Genomic DNA, 17,004 nt, shown 5'->3' on the forward strand with positions numbered 1-17,004 from the left:
GCGGGGCACTGCCGGTGCGGCCGTTCGGGCCGCTGCCGGTGGGTCTAGAGGGGGCTCGACTCCTTGTCCTCCTGGAGTTCGAACCAGATCGACTTGCCCTCACCCTTGGGGTCCACGCCCCACTGGTGCGCCAGCATCTCCATCAGGATCAGCCCGCGGCCGCTCGACGCCATCTCGCCGGGGCGGCGCTTGTGCGGGAGCTCGTCGCTGGAGTCCGTCACCTCGACCCGCAGCCGCCGAACGCCCGGGTCGCCCTTCGCCTCGGCCGTCAGCAGGGCGTCGCCGTCCGTGTGCACCAGGACGTTGGTGACCATCTCCGAGACCATCAGCACGGCCGCGTCGAGCTGTTCCTCGTCCGCCCAGTCGTGGAGCAGGTCCCGCAGGTGCCGGCGGGCCTCCGCGATGCGCTCCGGTTCGGCCTGGGCCACCGTCAGCGCCGTACGCCGGACCGGGGACAGCTGCGCCGTGGAACCGGGCCCGCAGCCGCAGCCCGCGCCCTCGCGGCACAGCAGGAGCAGGGCGATGTCGTCCTCGCGGCGGTCCACGAGCGGGCCGGTCGTGTAGTGCGAGGAGGGGCCGTGGACGGCCGACACCAGGGCGTCGGCGAGCTTCTCCAGGCTGTCGCCGTTGTGCTCCTCCAGGATCGTGCGGAGCCTGGCCCAGCCGGTGTCCAGGTCGTGGCCGCCGGTCTCGATGAGACCGTCCGTACAGACCATGATCGTCTCGCCCGGTTCGAGGACGATGCGCGTCGTCGGGTAGTCGGTGTCCGGGACGATGCCCAGCGGCAGCCCGCCCGCCGTCGGCCGGACGATGACCGTGCCGTCGCCCAGGCGCACCGCCGGTTCGGGGTGGCCGGCGCGGGCGATGTCGAGGGTGCCGGTGGCGGGGTCGGCCTCGATGTACAGGCAGGTCGCGAAGCGCGGGCTGGAGTGGTCGTCGCGGCCGTGGGCGTCGGCCCCCGGAAAGTCGTGCAGCCCGTGCAGGAAGCGGGACGCCCGGGAGAGGACCGCGTCGGGCCGGTGGCCCTCGGAGGCGTACGCGCGCAGAGCGATCCGGAGCTGGCCCATCAGACCGGCCGCGCGTACGTCGTGGCCCTGCACATCGCCGATGACCAGTGCTATTCGCCCGCTGGGCAGCGGGATCATGTCGTACCAGTCGCCGCCGACCTGGAGGCCGCCACCGGTCGGCACGTACCGCGCGGCCACCGTCATGCCGGGGATGTCGGGGCCCAGCGTCGGCATCATCGAGCGCTGGAGGCCCAGGGACAGCTCGCGTTCGTTCTCGGCCACCGAGGCCCGCTCCAGCGCCTGCGCGATCATCCTGGCGACCGTCGTCAGCACGGAGCGCTCGTCGGGCGTGAACGCCACGAGGTGCGCGAAGCCGGCCATCCAGGCGCCCATGGTGCGGCCGGCCACCGTCAGCGGCAGGAACGCCCAGGAGCGGCGCTCGGGGCGCGGGGCGAGAAGGCGGCCGGCCGGGTAACGGCGGCTGTACTCCTCGGGGGAGGAGAGGTAGATGGCCCGCCCCGTCCGTACGACCTCCGGGGCCGGGTGGTCCGTGTCCAGCAGCATGTCGGTCAGGGGCAGGTCGTCCTGCGGCCCGTACCCGTGGTGGCCCAGGACCGTGATCCGGCCGCCCGACGAGCCGAAGACGGCGAGGCTGTCCGGTGAGAACCCGGGCATGGACAGGGAGGCGGCGACCCGCAGCACCTCGGCCGTGGAGCGCGCCTCCGCGAGGGCCCGGCCCGCGTCCAGCAGGAACGCCTCGCGGGAGCGGCGCCAGTCACCGGTGACGGGGGTGTGGGCGGCGTCGCCCGGACGCGGCTCGGCGACTTCCTGGAGGGTGCCGAAGAGCTGGTAGTCGCCGCCGTCGATCACCGGCTTGGAGCGGCTGCGTACGGTCCTCAGCAGCCGGCCGTCCTCGTCCATGATCCGCAGCCGGGCCTCGGCCAGGGTGCCCTCGGCGACGGCGAGGTTCACGACGCCGTTGATCTCGTTCCAGTCGACCGGGTGGAAACGGGAGCGTACGGCAGCCTCGGGGAGCGTCACGGGCTCGGCGGGCAGCCCGAGGAGCCGGGCGGCCTCCGCGTCGAGGGTGACGACCCCTGACGCGTTGTCCCAGCGCCACAGGCCGGTCGCGATGGCGGCCAGGATGTCCTCGGTGCGCATTGCCTCATCTTTACAGGTCGCGGCCGGACCGGCTGTCCGAGGCCCGTCGGGGCGGGGACCGTACGGCAAATAAAAGGGGATGCGCCGGGCGGTAACCTTGGGTGCTCCGACTACCCCGAATCCCGAAGGCTGGATGAACGACGATGCATCGGTACAGGTCCCACACCTGCGGCGAGCTCCGCGCCTCTGACGTCGACACGGACGTCCGGCTGAGCGGCTGGCTGCACAATCGTCGAGACCTGGGCGGCATCCTCTTCATCGATCTGCGCGATCACTACGGCATCACGCAGCTCGTCGCCCGCCCCGGCACCCCCGCCTACGAGGCGCTCGACAAGGTGAGCAAGGAGTCGGTCGTCCGGGTCGACGGCCGGGTCGTCTCGCGCGGCGCCGACAACATCAACCCGGAGCTGCCGACCGGCGAGATCGAGGTGGAGGTCGCGGAGGTCGAGCTGCTGGGCGCGTCGCAGCAGCTTCCGTTCCAGATCAACACGGACGACGGGGTCGGCGAGGAGCGCCGCCTGGAGTACCGCTTCCTGGACCTGCGCCGCGAGCGCATGCACCGCAACATCATGCTGCGTACGGCCGTCATCTCGGCCATCCGGCACAAGATGACGGCGCTGGGCTTCAACGAGATGGCGACCCCGATCCTGACGGCGACCTCGCCGGAGGGCGCGAGGGACTTCGTCGTCCCGTCCCGGCTGAACCCCGGCAAGTTCTACGCGCTGCCGCAGGCGCCGCAGCAGTTCAAGCAGCTGCTGATGATCTCGGGCTTCGACCGCTACTTCCAGATCGCGCCGTGCTTCCGCGACGAGGACGCCCGCGCCGACCGCTCGCCGGGCGAGTTCTACCAGCTCGACGTGGAGATGTCCTTCGTCGAGCAGGAGGACGTCTTCCAGCCGATCGAGAAGCTCATGACCGAGCTCTTCGAGGAGTTCGGCGGCGGCCGCCACGTCACGTCGCCCTTCCCGCGGATCCCGTTCCGCGAGTCGATGCTGAAGTACGGCAACGACAAGCCCGACCTGCGCGCCAAGCTGGAGCTCGTCGACATCTCCGACGTCTTCGCCGGCTCGGAGTTCAAGGCGTTCGCCGGCAAGCACGTCCGCGCCCTGCCGGTGCCGGACACGGCCGGCCAGTCGCGCAAGTTCTTCGACGGGCTCGGTGACTACGCCGTCGAGCACGGGGCGAAGGGCCTGGCCTGGGTGCGGGTCGGCGAGGACGGCTCGCTGAGCGGCCCGATCGCCAAGTTCCTCACCGAGGAGAACGTCAAGGTCCTCACCGAGCGCCTGTCCCTGGCCCCCGGCCACGCGATCTTCTTCGGCGCGGGCGAGTTCGACGAGGTCTCCAAGATCATGTCGGCGGTCCGCGTCGAGGCCGCCAAGCGCGCCGGCCACTTCGAGGAGGGCGTCTTCCGGTTCTGCTGGATCGTCGACTTCCCGATGTACGAGAAGGACGAGGAGACCGGCAAGATCGACTTCTCGCACAACCCCTTCTCGATGCCGCAGGGCGGCCTGGAGGCCCTGGAGACCCAGGACCCGCTGGACATCCTGGGCTGGCAGTACGACATCGTCTGCAACGGCGTCGAGCTGTCGTCCGGCGCGATCCGCAACCACGAGCCCGAGCTGATGTTCAAGGCGTTCGAGATCGCGGGCTACTCCAAGGAGACCGTCGAGCGCGAGTTCGCCGGCATGCTCCGCGCGTTCCAGTTCGGCGCCCCGCCGCACGGCGGCATCGCCCCCGGCATCGACCGCATCGTGATGCTGCTGGCCGACGAGCCGAACATCCGCGAGACGATCGCCTTCCCGCTCAACGGCAACGCGCAGGACCTGATGATGGGCGCCCCGACGACGCTGGAAGAGGCCCGTCTGCGGGAGCTCAACATCCAGCTGCGCAAGCCCGTGTCGGAGAAGTAGTCACGGCCCGAAGGGGCCCGGAACCAATGGGTTCCGGGCCCCTTCTTTCATGCCGGGGGGCGGCCCACGACGTGTCGGCAGGCCCTTCGGGTACAGGACTCCTTACGTTCGGCAGCAAGAAGACGAAGGGGAGAAGATGAAGCGCCGGAACCGAAGCCTGGCTCCGCTGACCGCGCTGCTGGCGGCCACCGCGCTCCTGGCGACCGGCTGCGGCGCCACCGGCCACCCCCCGCGCGCCCACGCCAAACCGGGTGCCTCCACCCACGGCGAGCCCGGCGGCAGAGCCGTACCCGGGGGCTCGGCCGGCAAGGCCGCACCGGGGCCGCAGGGGCGCTCCGAGCCCCTCCTGCGGCTGCCGGGGCTCGGCCCCGCGACCCTCCGCGAGGTCCCGGCGGACACCCGCCAGGCGCTGGTCGTCACGGGCGCCGGCCGCGACGAGAACCGGGGCACCGCCGTCCTGTACGAACGTGAGCGCCCCGGTGGCGCCTGGCAGCACGGACCGGCCTGGCCCGTCCACAACGCGGTGCGCGGCTGGACGGACCGGCACGTCCAGGGTGATCTGCGCTCCCCCGTCGGCGTCTTCACCCTCACCGACGCGGGCGGCCTGCTGCCCGACCCGGGGACGAGGCTCCCGTACGACAGGGGCCCGGAGTTCACCGCCCCCGGCACGGGCGTCGAGGGCGAACCGCTGGCCGGGGCCTTCGACTACGTCATCGCCATCAACTACAACCGCACGCCGGGCACGACCCCGCTGGACTGGACGCGCCCGCTGGGCGAGTCCAGGGGCGGCGGGATCTGGCTGCACGTCGACCACGACGGACCGACGCAGGGATGCGTCTCGTTCACCCGGCCGGTGATGAAACACCTGCTGCGCACCCTGGACCCGGCGAAGAAGCCGGTGGTGGTGATGGGCGACCGGGCATCCCTGCGCCGGTGACGGACCGCCGTCAGGCCGTGGCCGGCTTCCGCGAGCCGTCCGTACCGCTCGGTGCCTCCCGCAGCCCGGCCGGGGAGCCGGGTCCGCGCTGGGTCGGAATCCCCTGCGTGAGGTGGGCCGTCATCAGCGCCCGGCGTTCGTCGGCCTCGGCGCACAGGGCGACGGCCGCCGCGTTGAAGCGCACCAGGGACGGCGGGTCGGAGGGACCGAGGAGGTGCGCCTTCAGTTCCGCGCGGGCCGCCTTGTAGGGGTCCTTCTCCGGGTGGCGTACGGACTCCAGGAGCTCCGGCACGCCCGACGCGTCCGGGGTGAGGACGGCGGCGGCGCGCACGGTCGGGAAGGTGGCGCGGAAGTCCTCCTCCGTCAGACCGCTGGTGTTGGCCACGGCGTACGGCTTCTCGCTGTGCAGGTAGTCCGAGACGACGCTCGACACGTCGCTGATCAGCAGGTCGGCCTGGTTGAAGCAGCTGTAGATGCCGAGGCGGGGCGTGACGACGATCTGGTGCTCCCACGCGGGGAACGACGCCCAGTACGCCTCCTCCCACGCCTCGGTGGCCTCGGCGACGAGCGCCGCGCGGCCCTCCTCGGGAGTGCCCTGGAGCATCATGCGCTCCAGCTCGTCCGCTCCGGGCCGGAAGTCGCTGCTGGTGAGCCGGTCGAGCTCGGCCTTGCGGCGGGCGAGCTCGGCCACGGCCTCCAGGCCGGGTCGGGGGCCGGAGCGCCGGGCGGCGGCCTCGGTGATCATGGCGCGGATTCGCCGGTCCGCCGCGCCCGCCTCCGGGTCGACGGAGCCCGTCATCGGGTGCGGCTTGTAGAGCAGCCGTACGCCCTCGTCCTCCAGGAGCGCGCGGACGATGTTCTCACCGGCCAGGACGACCGAGGTGTTGCCGGGGTTGCCGTCCCAGCCCTCCCAGGTGGGGGCGTACAGCACGGTCGTGCAGGCGCCCTCGGGAGCGCCCTTCCAGGGCTCGATCGGGGCCAGCTGCGGGCGGCCCACCTCGACGACGTCCTTGTCGTCGACGCCTATCTCTGCCTGCCGGTACCGCTCGCGGGCCGCCGGTCCGGCCACCCACACCTCGTCGTACGCCTTCGCGTACGGGTTGCAGCTGGACAGCTTGTCGCTCTCGCCGTGGTTGGTGAAGGCGTGCTTGATCGAGGGGATGCGCAGGACCTGCGAGGTCTTCCCGGAGTTCGCCGGGTGCAGCATCATCTTGAGCGTCGAGCTCTCCAGCGCGAACATGTGCGCGACCCGGGGGATGCAGAGGATCGGCACGTCGGTGGCCTGGATCTTCTGCACCATGAAACGCTCGCGCAGCACGATCAGCGGCTTGCCGTCCAGCGCGGACAGCGTGGAGAGCCACATGTTCGCCTGGTACGCCGACGAGGTGCCGCCGGAGAAGTACATCGCCACGGTCGGCCGGTACTCCGCGAGCCAGGAGTCCAGCCACTCCAGGGTCTGCTCCTTGCTGGCGGGGCGCTTGCCCGGCAGCAGCCAGGTGGCCAGGTAGAACGTACCGGCCGCCATCAGCAGGACGGACAGACCGGTGCCGACGGCGCCGGCGCGCACGTCCCCGGTCGCGGCGGTGACCAGCAGGCCCGTGGTGGCGGGCACCGAGAAGGTCAGCAGCCGGTGGCCCGGGCGGCGGGCCAGGATGCGCGGCGGAGCGGCGCACAGGCGCAGCGCCGAGGCGTCGATGTTGCGGGTGACGACGGGCAGCGTCCGGGTGCGGCGGACCAGTACGGCGATGGCCTGGCACAGGAAGTGCAGCGCGTAGACCAGGAGCAGCGCGACGGTGAGCGGAGCCTGCTCGCGCAGCGGGTGGACGCCCTCCACGCGCAGCAGGCCGAGCAGGATGATCATGTCGCGCAGCAGCTGCCGGACGGTGACGTCGAAGCGGACCCGGCTCAGCATCGAGAGCAGGCGGGGCTGGCGGTGCCGCAGGTACAGGTCGAGGGCGAGGCCCGCGGCGGCGGCGGTGACGAACACCGGCACCTGGGCCAGCAGGGCGCCGACGAGCTGCGCGGTGAACGCGGCGAACAGCGTGAGCAGCGCGGCGAGCTGCTTCACGCGGCGGGGGATGAGTCCGGCGGAGGGCACGGTGAATGAACTCCTGGCGGGGAGAGGCGATCGGCCGGGGGGAGCCGTCCGGGGGTGCCGGTTCTTCGCGCGCGCGTGTACGGGGGACAGCGGCGAGGAGGCTCGGCGGCTGACCGTATGTCGTTCACGGCCGTCGTCGCAACGCGCCGTGACAACAATCACCGCAGATGTCGCATATGCCGGTGGCATTTGCTCACACCGGAGCACCTTGTCCGTACATACGAGCGGACAAAGCGGCGGGGCCGGTCAAGGAAAGTGTCCCAGACCGGCCCCGCTGCGCGGTAGATCGTGTTCCGCTTACACCTTCTTCGGGTCCTCCAGGCGCGGGAACAGCACCGCGCCCTTGGTCACCGTCGCGCCGGCCGGCAGCCGGCCCCAGTCGGCGGCCTCCAGCAGCGGCTGGTCGGCCAGGGCGCCGAGCGGCGCCTCGGCGCCCAGCGAGTCCCACAGCTTCTGCGAGGTCTCGGGCATCACCGGGTTCAGCAGGACGGCCATGGCGCGCAGCGACTCCGCGGCCGTGTAGAGGATCGTCGCGAGCCGGGCCCTGCCCTCGGGCGACTCGTCCTTGGCCACCTTCCACGGCTCCTGCTCCGTGATGTAGCCGTTGACCTGCTTCACGAAGTCGAAGATCGCCAGGATGCCGCCCTGGAAGTCCAGCTCCTCGCCGATCTTGCGGTCGGCTGCCGCGACCGCCTTCGCCAGGCCCTCCTGGACGGCCCGCTCGGCCTCACCGGCGGCCGTGGCCTCGGGCAGCGCGCCGTCGAAGTACTTGCCGACCATCGCGGCCACGCGTGAGGCGAGGTTGCCGTAGTCGTTGGCCAGCTCGCTCGTGTAGCGGGCGGTGAAGTCCTCCCACGAGAACGAGCCGTCCTGGCCGAACGCGATCGCGCGCAGGAAGTACCAGCGGTAGGCGTCCACGCCGAAGTGCGAGGTCAGGTCCTGCGGCTTGATGCCCGTCAGGTTCGACTTCGACATCTTCTCGCCGCCGACCATCAGCCAGCCGTTGGCGGCGACCCGGCCCGGTACCGGCAGGCCCTGCGCCATCAGCATCGCGGGCCAGATGATCGCGTGGAAGCGCAGGATGTCCTTGCCGATGAGGTGCACGTTCGCCGGGAACGTCTCGTCGAACTTCGCCTGATCGGAGCCGTAGCCGACGGCCGTCGCGTAGTTCAGGAGCGCGTCGATCCACACGTAGATGACGTGCTTGTCGTCCCACGGGACCGGAACGCCCCAGTCGAACGTCGAGCGCGAGATCGAGAGGTCCTCAAGGCCCTGCTTGACGAAGTTCACGACCTCGTTGCGGGCCGACTCCGGCTGGATGAAGCCGGGGTTCGACTCGTAGAACTCGATGAGCTTGGGGCCGTACTCGCTCAGCTTGAAGAAGTAGTTCTCCTCCTTGAGGATCTCCACCGGCTTCTTGTGGACCGGGCACAGCTTCGTGCCGTCCTCGGCCTCGATGAGATCACCGGGGAGCTTGTACTCCTCGCAGCCGACGCAGTACGGGCCCTCGTACCCGCCCTTGTAGATCTCGCCCTTGTCGAAGAGGTCCTGCACGAACTCCTGCACACGGTCCGTGTGCCGCTTCTCCGTCGTGCGGATGAAGTCGTCGTTCGCGATGTTCAGGTGCTCCCAGAGGGGCTTCCACGCCTCCTCGACGAGCTTGTCGCACCACTCCTGGGGCGAGACCCCGTTCGCCTCGGCAGTGCGCATGATCTTCTGACCGTGCTCGTCCGTGCCGGTGAGGTACCACACCTTCTCGCCGCGCTGACGGTGCCAGCGCGTGAGCACGTCCCCTGCGACGGTCGTGTAGGCGTGGCCCAGGTGAGGAGCGTCGTTGACGTAGTAAATGGGGGTCGATACGTAGAAGGCCTTCGCGCCTTCGTTCGTCCCCTGCTTCTCGGATCCAGTGGCCGCCATGGTCGAAATCCTAACGGCCCACAAGAGATCCACTCACACGCTTAACCGGGGGGTGAGACGGCGAAGGCGGCGCCGGCCCCTCGGGGCCCGCGCCGCCTTCGCCCTGGGGCGCCTACGCCTTGAGGCCGGTGACCAGCTGTGCGTACAGCTCGGCGTCGGGGACCTCGCGCGGGGCGGGGCCGGCGTGGAAGAACGCGGCGTTCGGTACGTCGAGCTTCCGCAGGAAGTCGAAGCCCTTGGCGTCGTGCTCGCCGAACGCGACGAACTGCCAGAACAGCGGCTTGTCCGCGACGTCCGCCAGGGCCTGCTTGGCCGGTCCCTTGGCGTCCGGGGGACCGTCGGTCTGGAAGACGACCAGCGCGGGGCGGCCGCTGCCGGACTTCTCGTGGTGCGCGACGACCTCTTCGACGGCGCGGTGGTAGCTCGTGCGCCCCATGTGGCCGATGGCGGCGTGCGCCTCGTCGACCTTGCCCTCGTACGCGTCCAGGCCGATGTCGAGAGTGCCGTCGATGTCGGTCGAGAAGAACACGACGTGCACGGCGGCCTTCTCGTCGAGGTGCGCGGCGAGGGCCAGCGTGCGGTCGGCGAGGTCCTGGGCGCTGCCGTCCTTGTAGAACCCGCGCATGGAGCCGGACCGGTCGAGTACGAGGTAGACGTCCGCCCGCGTCCCGGCAGGCAGCGCCGTGTCGAGGGCCGCGCCGACGGCCTCGTAGTGCGCGACGAGCGCGGGCGCCCGCGACGCGACCTCCGCCTTGGGCAGCGCGGCACCGCCATCGGCCGCCGCCACCGGCTCGGGCTCGGCCTCGGCCGCCACCGGCTCCGGCTCCGGCTCCGGCCGGGCGTCGTCGGCGTCGGGCTCGGACGCGGTGGCCTCGGGCTCTGCGTCGGCCGGCTCGGCCGCGGCTGCCGGCTCGGCCTCCGCTGCCGGGGCGGGCTCCGTGACCGGCTCGGGCTCGGGCTCCGAGACGACGGCGTCGGCGTCGGCCTCGGCGGCCTGCGGCTCGGCTTCGGCGGTCACCGGCTCGGTGACGACGGCCTCCGCTTCGGCCTCGGCGGCCTGGGGCGTGGCTTCGGCTGCGGCAGCCTGCGGCTCGGGCTCGGCGTCGGCTGCGGCCTCGGCGGTCACCGGCTCGGGCTGCGTCGCGTCGGCGTCCGCCTCGGCGGCGAGCGGCTCAGCGGCGGTCCCGGCCTCGGCGGCCGGCTCCTCCGGTGCGGAGGCGGGGGCGGGGGTCTCGGCCTGCGGCTGCGCCTCGGCGGTCACCGGCTCCCGCTCGGTCGCCGTCTCGGCGGGGGCGGCCGCCGTCGTGTCCCCGGCCGGCTCGTCCTCGGCGGCGGGCGTCTCGGACGTGACCGCCCGCGCTTCGGCCGGGGCCTCGACGGCAGCCGGAGTCTCGGCAGCGGCTTCGTCCGCCGGCGCCGGTACCGCCTCGGCGGCGACGGGCTCGGGGGCTTCCTCGGGCTCCGCGGCGGGCGGCTTGGGGGAATCGCCCGACGACTGGGGCGGGACCGCGGCCGAGGGCTTCGGGGTGCCGGGGGTGGACTGGGCCGGGACGTTCGGTCCCGGCGAGGAGGCCTTCGTACGGGACGAGGACGACGAGCCGGCCGAGGGCGGGTTGTCGAAGGCCGCCGCCACCAGGTCCGACGCGATGCCCGGCGCCGGCTTCCTGGCCGGCTTGTCCGCCGCCGGGGTCTCGTCCTCGGTGGCCGGGGCCTGGGCCGGGGCCGGCACCGACGCCACCGTCTCCCGGGCCTCGGGGGTCGCGGATTCCGGTTCCGGCGCGGTGGCCGGCTCCGGCTTACGTTCGGCCTGGGACGGAACGGAAGCTGCCGCCGAGGTCTCCCGTGCCGGCGGCTGCTCGTTGCTCTCCGCTCGATCGCGTCCGAACACCTTGCGCAGCAAGCTCCGAATGCCCATGGGCGAGGCCTTTCGCATGAGTTGGGTGCGATGCACGCCCGCACCCGGCGGATGATCCCTGGCCAGGGCGGACACGTAAGGTTAGCGGCCCCGCCCGCCGATCTTCGGGAGGGTCAGCCGTGCCGTCCCGGTTGCGGGCGCGCGCGGCTCGCGGCGGCCCGCGCGGATGCCGAACGCGCCCCCTCCGGGCGCCCCGGTGCGTACCACCAACGTCCCACGCGCCCCGCCCACTTCCCGGAAGCCACGCGCACCGGCCGGGCCCCCGGGGCGACCTGCGGCCACCCGTCGAACCAACTTCCGCACGGCCGTTCCACATTCACCTCGTGTTCACCCCAAGGCCCCCGAAGAGCGGGCGTACGCCCTTAACGTCACGGCCGAAGACATTCCGACACGTTGTCGGCGCGGGTCGCGCCGAACCACATCCCGTAGAGCCATTCCGGAGGGGTCCGTGCGCAATCTGCTGCCGCTGCTCAACTCGCCGCACTCGGGTGGGCGCTCCGCGCTGACCTGTCGCTACCGCTGCGGTGACGCCTGCTTCCAGGACGTCCCGAACACCAGCGACAACGAGTACGCCGGCGACGTCATAGCCGGCGCTCTGTCGAGACGCTCGATGATGCGCGCCGCCGCGGTGGTGACCGTGGCCGCCGCCGCCGGGACCTCGGCCCTCGCTGGCCCGGCCGCCCCGAGCGCCGCGGCCGCCGGGAGCGCCGCCGCGCCGCAGGCCGGCCCGTTCGGCAGGACGGACGGCGCCCGCGGCCTGCGCTTCGCACCCGTCGCGCCCAACACGGCCGACGCCGTCACCGTGCCCGCCGGTTACGCCCAGAACGTCGTCATCCGCTGGGGCGAGCCGATCCTGCGCGGCGCCCCCGCCTTCGACCCGGACAAGCAGTCCGCCAAGGCGCAGGCCGGCCAGTTCGGCTACAACAACGACTTCCTCTCCCTGCTCCCGCTGCCCGGCGAGCACGGCCGCCAGGTACTCGTCGCGAACCACGAGTACACGGACGAGATCCTGATGTTCAAGGGGTACGACCCGGCCAAGCCCACCCGCGAGCAGGTCGAGACCGCCTGGGCCGCGCACGGCCTGTCCGTCGTCGTCGTCCAGGAGGAGCGCAAGTCCGGCAAGCTCACGCCGGTCACCCGCCACCACCTGAACCGCCGCCTGCACACGACCTCCGAGTTCCGACTGACCGGCCCGGCCGCCGGCAGCGACCTGCTGAAGACGTCCGCCGACCCGACCGGCACCAAGGTCCTCGGCACGCTCAACAACTGCGCCGGCGGCACCACCCCCTGGGGCACGACGCTCCACGGCGAGGAGAACTTCAACCAGTACTTCGCCAACGGCTCCAGCGCCACCGACAAGCGCTACGGCATCTCCACCGGCGCCACCGAGCGCAAGTGGGAGCTGTTCGACAAGCGCTTCGACGTCAAGCAGGAGCCGAACGAGCCGCACCGCCAGGGCTGGGTCGTCGAGCTCGACCCGTACGACCCGGACTCCACGCCCCGCAAGCACACCGCGCTCGGCCGCTTCAAGCACGAGGCCGCGCAGCCCCGGCTGACCGCCGACGGCCGCCCCGTCGTGTACATGGGCGACGACGAGCGCTTCGACTACTTCTACAAGTTCGTCTCCTCGAAGCGGATGAAGAAGGGCACCTCGCGGGCCGCCCGCGAGCACAACCTCACGCTCCTCGACGAGGGCACGCTGTACGTCGCCAGGATCACCGGCGACAGCCCGGCCGCCGAGATCGACGGCACGGGCAAGCTGCCCGACGACGGCGAGTTCGACGGCAGCGGCCAGTGGATCCCGCTCGCCACCGGTGACGTCTCCCACGTGCCCGGCATGACCGCCGAAGAGGTGTACGTCTTCACGCGCCTCGCGGGCGACAAGGTCGGCGCGACCAAGATGGACCGCCCGGAGGACGTCGAGCCGAGCCCCCGCACGGGCCGCGTGTACGTCGCGCTGACGAACAACACGGACCGGGGCAAGCCCGGCAAGGCGGGCGCGGACGAGGCCAACCCGCGCAACCTCAACAAGCACGGCCAGGTGCTGGAACTGGCCGAGCACTGGGACGACCCGGCGGCGGACGGTTTCGCCTGGCGGCTCTTCCTGGTCGCGGGCGACCCGGAGGACCCGGCGACGTACTTCGCCGGCTTCCCCAAGGACAAGGTCAGCCCGATCTCCTGCCCGGACAACGTGGCCTTCGACCCGCACGGGAACCTGTGGCTGTCCACGGACGGCAACCAGCTCGGCTCCCACGACGGCCTGTTCGGCGTGGCGACGCGCGGTGAGCGGCGCGGCGAGCTGAAGCAGTTCCTCACGGTCCCCAAGGGCGCGGAGACCTGCGGCCCGATCATCCAGGACCGCCGCGTGCTCGTCGCGGTCCAGCACCCGGGCGAGATCGACGGCGCGAGCGTCGAGAAGCCGGCGTCGGTCTGGCCCGACGGCCCCGGCAAGCTCGTCCGCCCGTCGGTCGTCGCGGTGTACCGCAAGGACGGCCGCGACATCGGCGTCTAGGGACGACCGCCTCCCGAAGGGGCCGGACGGCGCCGCACCCCCGGCGGCCGTCCGGCCCCTTCGGCGTCCACCCGTACGAAGCGGCGGCCCCTACCCGGTCTGCCCCCGCCACCGCACGTACTGCTCGTACGCGTCCCCCGTGTACGACCACGGAACCCGCGCGGCGCGGCCCCCCAGCAGGGCGAACACCTCGCGCGCGATGTCCGGCAGGCCGGCGTGGCAGGCCGCGTGGGCCAGGTGGTTGAGCTCGCCGACCTCCTGCGGGCGCACCGGGCCCGGCGGCCGGCCGCCCAGCCACCGCTCCCTGGTCCGGCGCACCTCCGTGACCGCCAGCTCGTGGTGCCAGTGCTGGTCGAAGCCGCGCACCGGCCGGCCCTGCGCGGCGGCGGCGACGTACCGGTACTCCTCCACCCGCGCGATCTGCACCAGCACCGGCAGCGGCGAGCCCTCGGGCGCCGCTCCCGCCGCGTCGCGGGCGAAGTCGTACATCCGGCCGTGCGTGCCGTGCCAGCGCGCCGAGTGGTAGCGCAGCAGCTGCACGTGGCCCTCGATGTTGTACGGGTCGCGCCGCCGCAGCTCCTCCCACCACTCGCGCAGCTCGGCCCGGCCGACTCCGTCGCCGTACAGCCGCGCCACCGTCAGCAGCGACACCCACGGCATCGGGTCGGCGGGCCGTGCGTCGGCGGCGCTCAGGCAGGCCATGACGGCGACGTCGATGCGGGTGCGGTCCACCTCGGTGCCGCGTCCCGCGTCGATGGCCTGGTTGAAGACCCGTACGACCTCGGTGGCGGCCCGCAGGACGGCCGCGTCCGGGCTGTCCGGTTCGGCGGCCCGCCACGCCTCCACCACCGAGCTGCTCGCGGCGGCGTACGAGAGCAGGCGCAGCCGGTGGGTGCGCAGCGGCCAGTCGTCGCCGGTGGCCCGGAGCAGGTCGCGCACGCCCTGCCAGCGGCCGATGACGATGTCCTGCCGGGCGGCGGTCAGCGGCCGGTCGCCGAAGTCCGGGTCGAAGTCGGGGGCCGGACCGGAACCGGGACCCGAGCCGGAGCCGGAAGAGAAGCGGCGGCGGAGTGCGGCCATCGGAACACCTCCTGCGCAGAAGAAGAACGGTCGGTCAGTGATCGGTACGGCGCGCGGGGCGGCGGCGCTCAGAAGTCGGTCGGCAGGCCCGCGTCGGCGTAATCCCCGCGCTCGGCACCCGAGTTGACGTGCACCGCCTCGATCTCGATGGCCCGGGTGGCGTCGAGCCGCGCCGGGCTGTAGTACGCGCTGCCCCGCCGCCAGTACCAGAGCATCGGGATCACACCGGCGGCCAGACCGCCGAGGCCGATCGCGACGGCGGCCGCGCTGAGTTCGGTGAGCGAGGCGGCGAAGACGCAGAACATGAACACCGCGCCGAGGAAGGGCCAGGCGCCGCCGAGGACGAAGTCCTTCGCGGAGGTGAGCAGCGTCTTGCGGTAGGCGACGACGGCGGCGAGCCCGGCCAGCCCGTAGTACAGGGTCGTCTGGAGGCCGATCGCGGCGAGCGCGTCCGACATGATCTCCTCGGTCGAGCCCAGCGCGTTCGAGGCGACGAAGAGGACGAGCGCGACCGTGCCGACGACCGCGACGGCGACCCACGGGGTGTTCCACCGGCGGTGCACGAGGCCGAGCGCGGAGGGCATCGTACGGTCGCGGCCCATCGCGAAGAGCGAGCGCGTCACCTGGATCAGGGTGGTTTCGAGGGTGGCGATGGTGGAGAGCACCACGGCCAGGACCATGAGCTTGCCGCCGATGCCCGGCCAGATCTCGTCACCGAGGACGGCGAGGACATTGGTGTCGTGGGCCGAGATCTGTTCGGTCGTCAGGATGATGTTCACGGCGATCGTGAAGACGACGAACAGCAGGAAGACCACCCCCACGCCGACGAGCGAGGCGAGCCCGGCCGTGCGCCGGCTGTCGCGGGTCTCCTCGCTGAGGTTGCTGGTGACGTCCCAGCCCCAGTAGTAGAAGGCGGCGATCAGGGTGCCGGCGGCGAAGCCGGTGAAGCCGTCGAAGTGGCCGAAGCCGAGCCAGGACCACTCGAAGGCGGTCGCCGCCCCCCGGTGGAACAGGGCGCCGACCGCGAACAGCACGAGGATCACGAGCTCGACACCGGAGACCAGCAGCTGGGCGCGGGCCGACAGACGCGCTCCGCCGAGTACGACGGCCAGCATCAGCAGGAACCATCCGGCGCCGGCGGCGGTGGCGAGCGCGGTGTTCGAGGCGAGGGCCGGGTCGAACAGCGAAAGGGTCATCTGACCTGCGGGAAGCGACCCGGCGACCATGAAGATGGTGGCGGCGACGACCAGCGCCCAGCCGCTGATGAAGCCGAGGAACGGGTGCAGCGTGCGGCCGACCCAGGAGTACGTGGCGCCCGCGTTCACGTCGATCCGGCCGAGCCGGCCGAAGGCCAGGACGATGCCGAGCATGGGTATCGCGCAGTAGAGCAGCGCGGCCGGACTGGCGAGGCCGACGGCGCCGACGAGGACGGCGGTGGTGGCGGCGAGGGAGTAGGCGGGGGCGCTGCCCGCGACGGCCATCACGATCGTCTCGAAGGTACCGAGGGCGTTGGGCTGGAGCCCTCGGCCGGTGTTGTGGCTCATGCTGTTCTCAACTGCTTCCGGAAGTGCGCCGGAGCCAAGAGGAATCCCCTGTTCCCCTTGTCTGGCACGACATGTGGCGACAAGTCAGAGATGCGGTCCGGGTCCGGAGGTGTCCCCTCCGGACGGGAGATCGTGCGCATAGTAGTGCGGTCGGCGGTCAAGGCGCGCACGGAGCTTTCGACGGTCGTACCCTCGGTGGCATGGCTTCGGACGACGTGACGCACGGCACTGGCACCGGGACCGTACGGATCGACGTCTGGATCTGGTCCGTACGGCTCACCAAGACCCGCGCCCAGGCGGCCGCGGCCTGCAAGGCGGGCCATGTCCGGGTCGGCGGTGAGCGGGTGAAGCCGGCGCACGCGCTGAAGGCCGGGGACGAGGTGCGGCTGTTCCACGCGGGGCGCGAGCGGATCGTCGTCGTCTCGCGGATCATCCGCAAGCGGGTGGGGGCTCCGGCCGCGGCCGAGTGCTACGTCGACAACAGCCCGCCGCCTCCGCCGCGCGAGTTCGTCGCACCCGTCGCGGTGCGGGACCGGGGGGCGGGGCGGCCGACGAAGCGCGACCGGCGCGAGATGGAGCGGCTCCAGGCACCGCCGAAGCCGACGGCCGGCTGACCGCGCCTGCTGGCAGAGTGGGGCACATGTCGTCGACTTCTCCACGCCGCCCGTGCCCCGTCTGTGGCCGTGAGGTCGCCGTGGTCGCGGGCCGCTTCGTACGCCACGACCCCGCTGTGCGGGGCACCTCCGCGGAGCTGACCCTGTGCGGCGGATCGAAGCGGAGCGCACCGCAGGCCGCTCCGGGGCAGCGCACACTGGACGGCTACGAGCTGCCACCGTTTCCGGGGCAGTTGCCGCTGTTCTAGGTGGCTGGGGGCTTTCAGGCGCGGCGCGGGGCCCCGGGGGCTGTGGGCGCGGGTCCTGCTG

Annotated in this window: 11 protein-coding genes; 5 read left to right on the forward strand and 6 right to left on the reverse strand. The window is 72.2% G+C overall.

Annotated elements, in window-relative coordinates; translation table 11 throughout:
- Positions 1-44: 44 nt before the first annotated feature.
- Positions 45-2,168, reverse strand: a complete 2,124-nt coding sequence (locus E2E34_RS18820) for a SpoIIE family protein phosphatase (protein WP_138903087.1) — start codon at positions 2,166-2,168, stop codon at positions 45-47.
- Between the two features lie 143 nt (positions 2,169-2,311).
- Between E2E34_RS18820 and aspS the strand changes: the two genes are divergently transcribed.
- Together aspS and E2E34_RS18830 are read left to right on the forward strand one after the other, a co-directional pair.
- Entirely contained in the window at positions 2,312-4,078 is a 1,767-nt protein-coding gene (gene aspS / locus E2E34_RS18825) for an aspartate--tRNA ligase (protein ID WP_138903088.1), read from the forward strand.
- A gap of 136 nt (positions 4,079-4,214) precedes the next feature.
- Positions 4,215-5,015 carry a hypothetical protein gene (locus E2E34_RS18830; RefSeq protein WP_138903089.1) on the forward strand — a complete coding sequence of 267 codons (801 nt, stop codon included), beginning with the start codon at positions 4,215-4,217 and terminating at the stop codon, positions 5,013-5,015.
- Positions 5,016-5,025: 10 nt separating this feature from the next.
- Here the strand turns inward: E2E34_RS18830 and E2E34_RS18835 are convergent, their stop codons facing one another.
- The 3 genes from E2E34_RS18835 to E2E34_RS18845 form a co-directional block, all read right to left on the reverse strand.
- Positions 5,026-7,113: a CDP-glycerol glycerophosphotransferase family protein gene (locus tag E2E34_RS18835; protein ID WP_244315861.1), complete on the reverse strand. Its 2,088-nt coding sequence runs from the start codon at positions 7,111-7,113 to the stop codon at positions 5,026-5,028.
- Between the two features lie 297 nt (positions 7,114-7,410).
- A complete protein-coding gene (gene metG, locus E2E34_RS18840) occupies positions 7,411-9,030 on the reverse strand; it encodes a methionine--tRNA ligase (RefSeq protein WP_138903090.1) in 1,620 nt (539 codons plus the stop codon).
- 112 nt (positions 9,031-9,142) lie between these two features.
- Entirely contained in the window at positions 9,143-10,945 is a 1,803-nt protein-coding gene (locus E2E34_RS18845) for a VWA domain-containing protein (protein WP_138903091.1), read from the reverse strand.
- Between the two features lie 448 nt (positions 10,946-11,393).
- Here E2E34_RS18845 and E2E34_RS18850 point away from each other — a divergent pair, with 448 nt between their 5' ends.
- Positions 11,394-13,457: a PhoX family protein gene (locus tag E2E34_RS18850; protein WP_138903092.1), complete on the forward strand. Its 2,064-nt coding sequence runs from the start codon at positions 11,394-11,396 to the stop codon at positions 13,455-13,457.
- 90 nt (positions 13,458-13,547) lie between these two features.
- Here E2E34_RS18850 and E2E34_RS18855 read toward each other — a convergent pair whose 3' ends face one another.
- Complete coding sequence (locus tag E2E34_RS18855; protein ID WP_244315863.1) at positions 13,548-14,537, reverse strand: hypothetical protein; 990 nt, start codon at positions 14,535-14,537, stop codon at positions 13,548-13,550.
- A gap of 68 nt (positions 14,538-14,605) precedes the next feature.
- Positions 14,606-16,081 (reverse strand): APC family permease, encoded by a 1,476-nt coding sequence (locus tag E2E34_RS18860; protein WP_138903093.1) that lies wholly within the window; start codon positions 16,079-16,081, stop codon positions 14,606-14,608.
- A 200-nt stretch (positions 16,082-16,281) separates the two neighbouring features.
- Between E2E34_RS18860 and E2E34_RS18865 the strand changes: the two genes are divergently transcribed.
- Positions 16,282-16,695, forward strand: coding sequence for an RNA-binding S4 domain-containing protein (locus tag E2E34_RS18865; protein ID WP_138903094.1), 414 nt, complete (start codon positions 16,282-16,284; stop codon positions 16,693-16,695).
- A gap of 26 nt (positions 16,696-16,721) precedes the next feature.
- Complete coding sequence (locus tag E2E34_RS18870) at positions 16,722-16,943, forward strand: hypothetical protein (protein ID WP_138903095.1); 222 nt, start codon at positions 16,722-16,724, stop codon at positions 16,941-16,943.
- Positions 16,944-17,004: the final 61 nt, after the last annotated feature.

Origin of the sequence: Streptomyces albidochromogenes (genome assembly GCF_005981925.1) — a bacterium.
In the GTDB taxonomy this organism is placed as follows: Bacteria; Actinomycetota; Actinomycetes; order Streptomycetales; family Streptomycetaceae; genus Streptomyces; species Streptomyces albidochromogenes.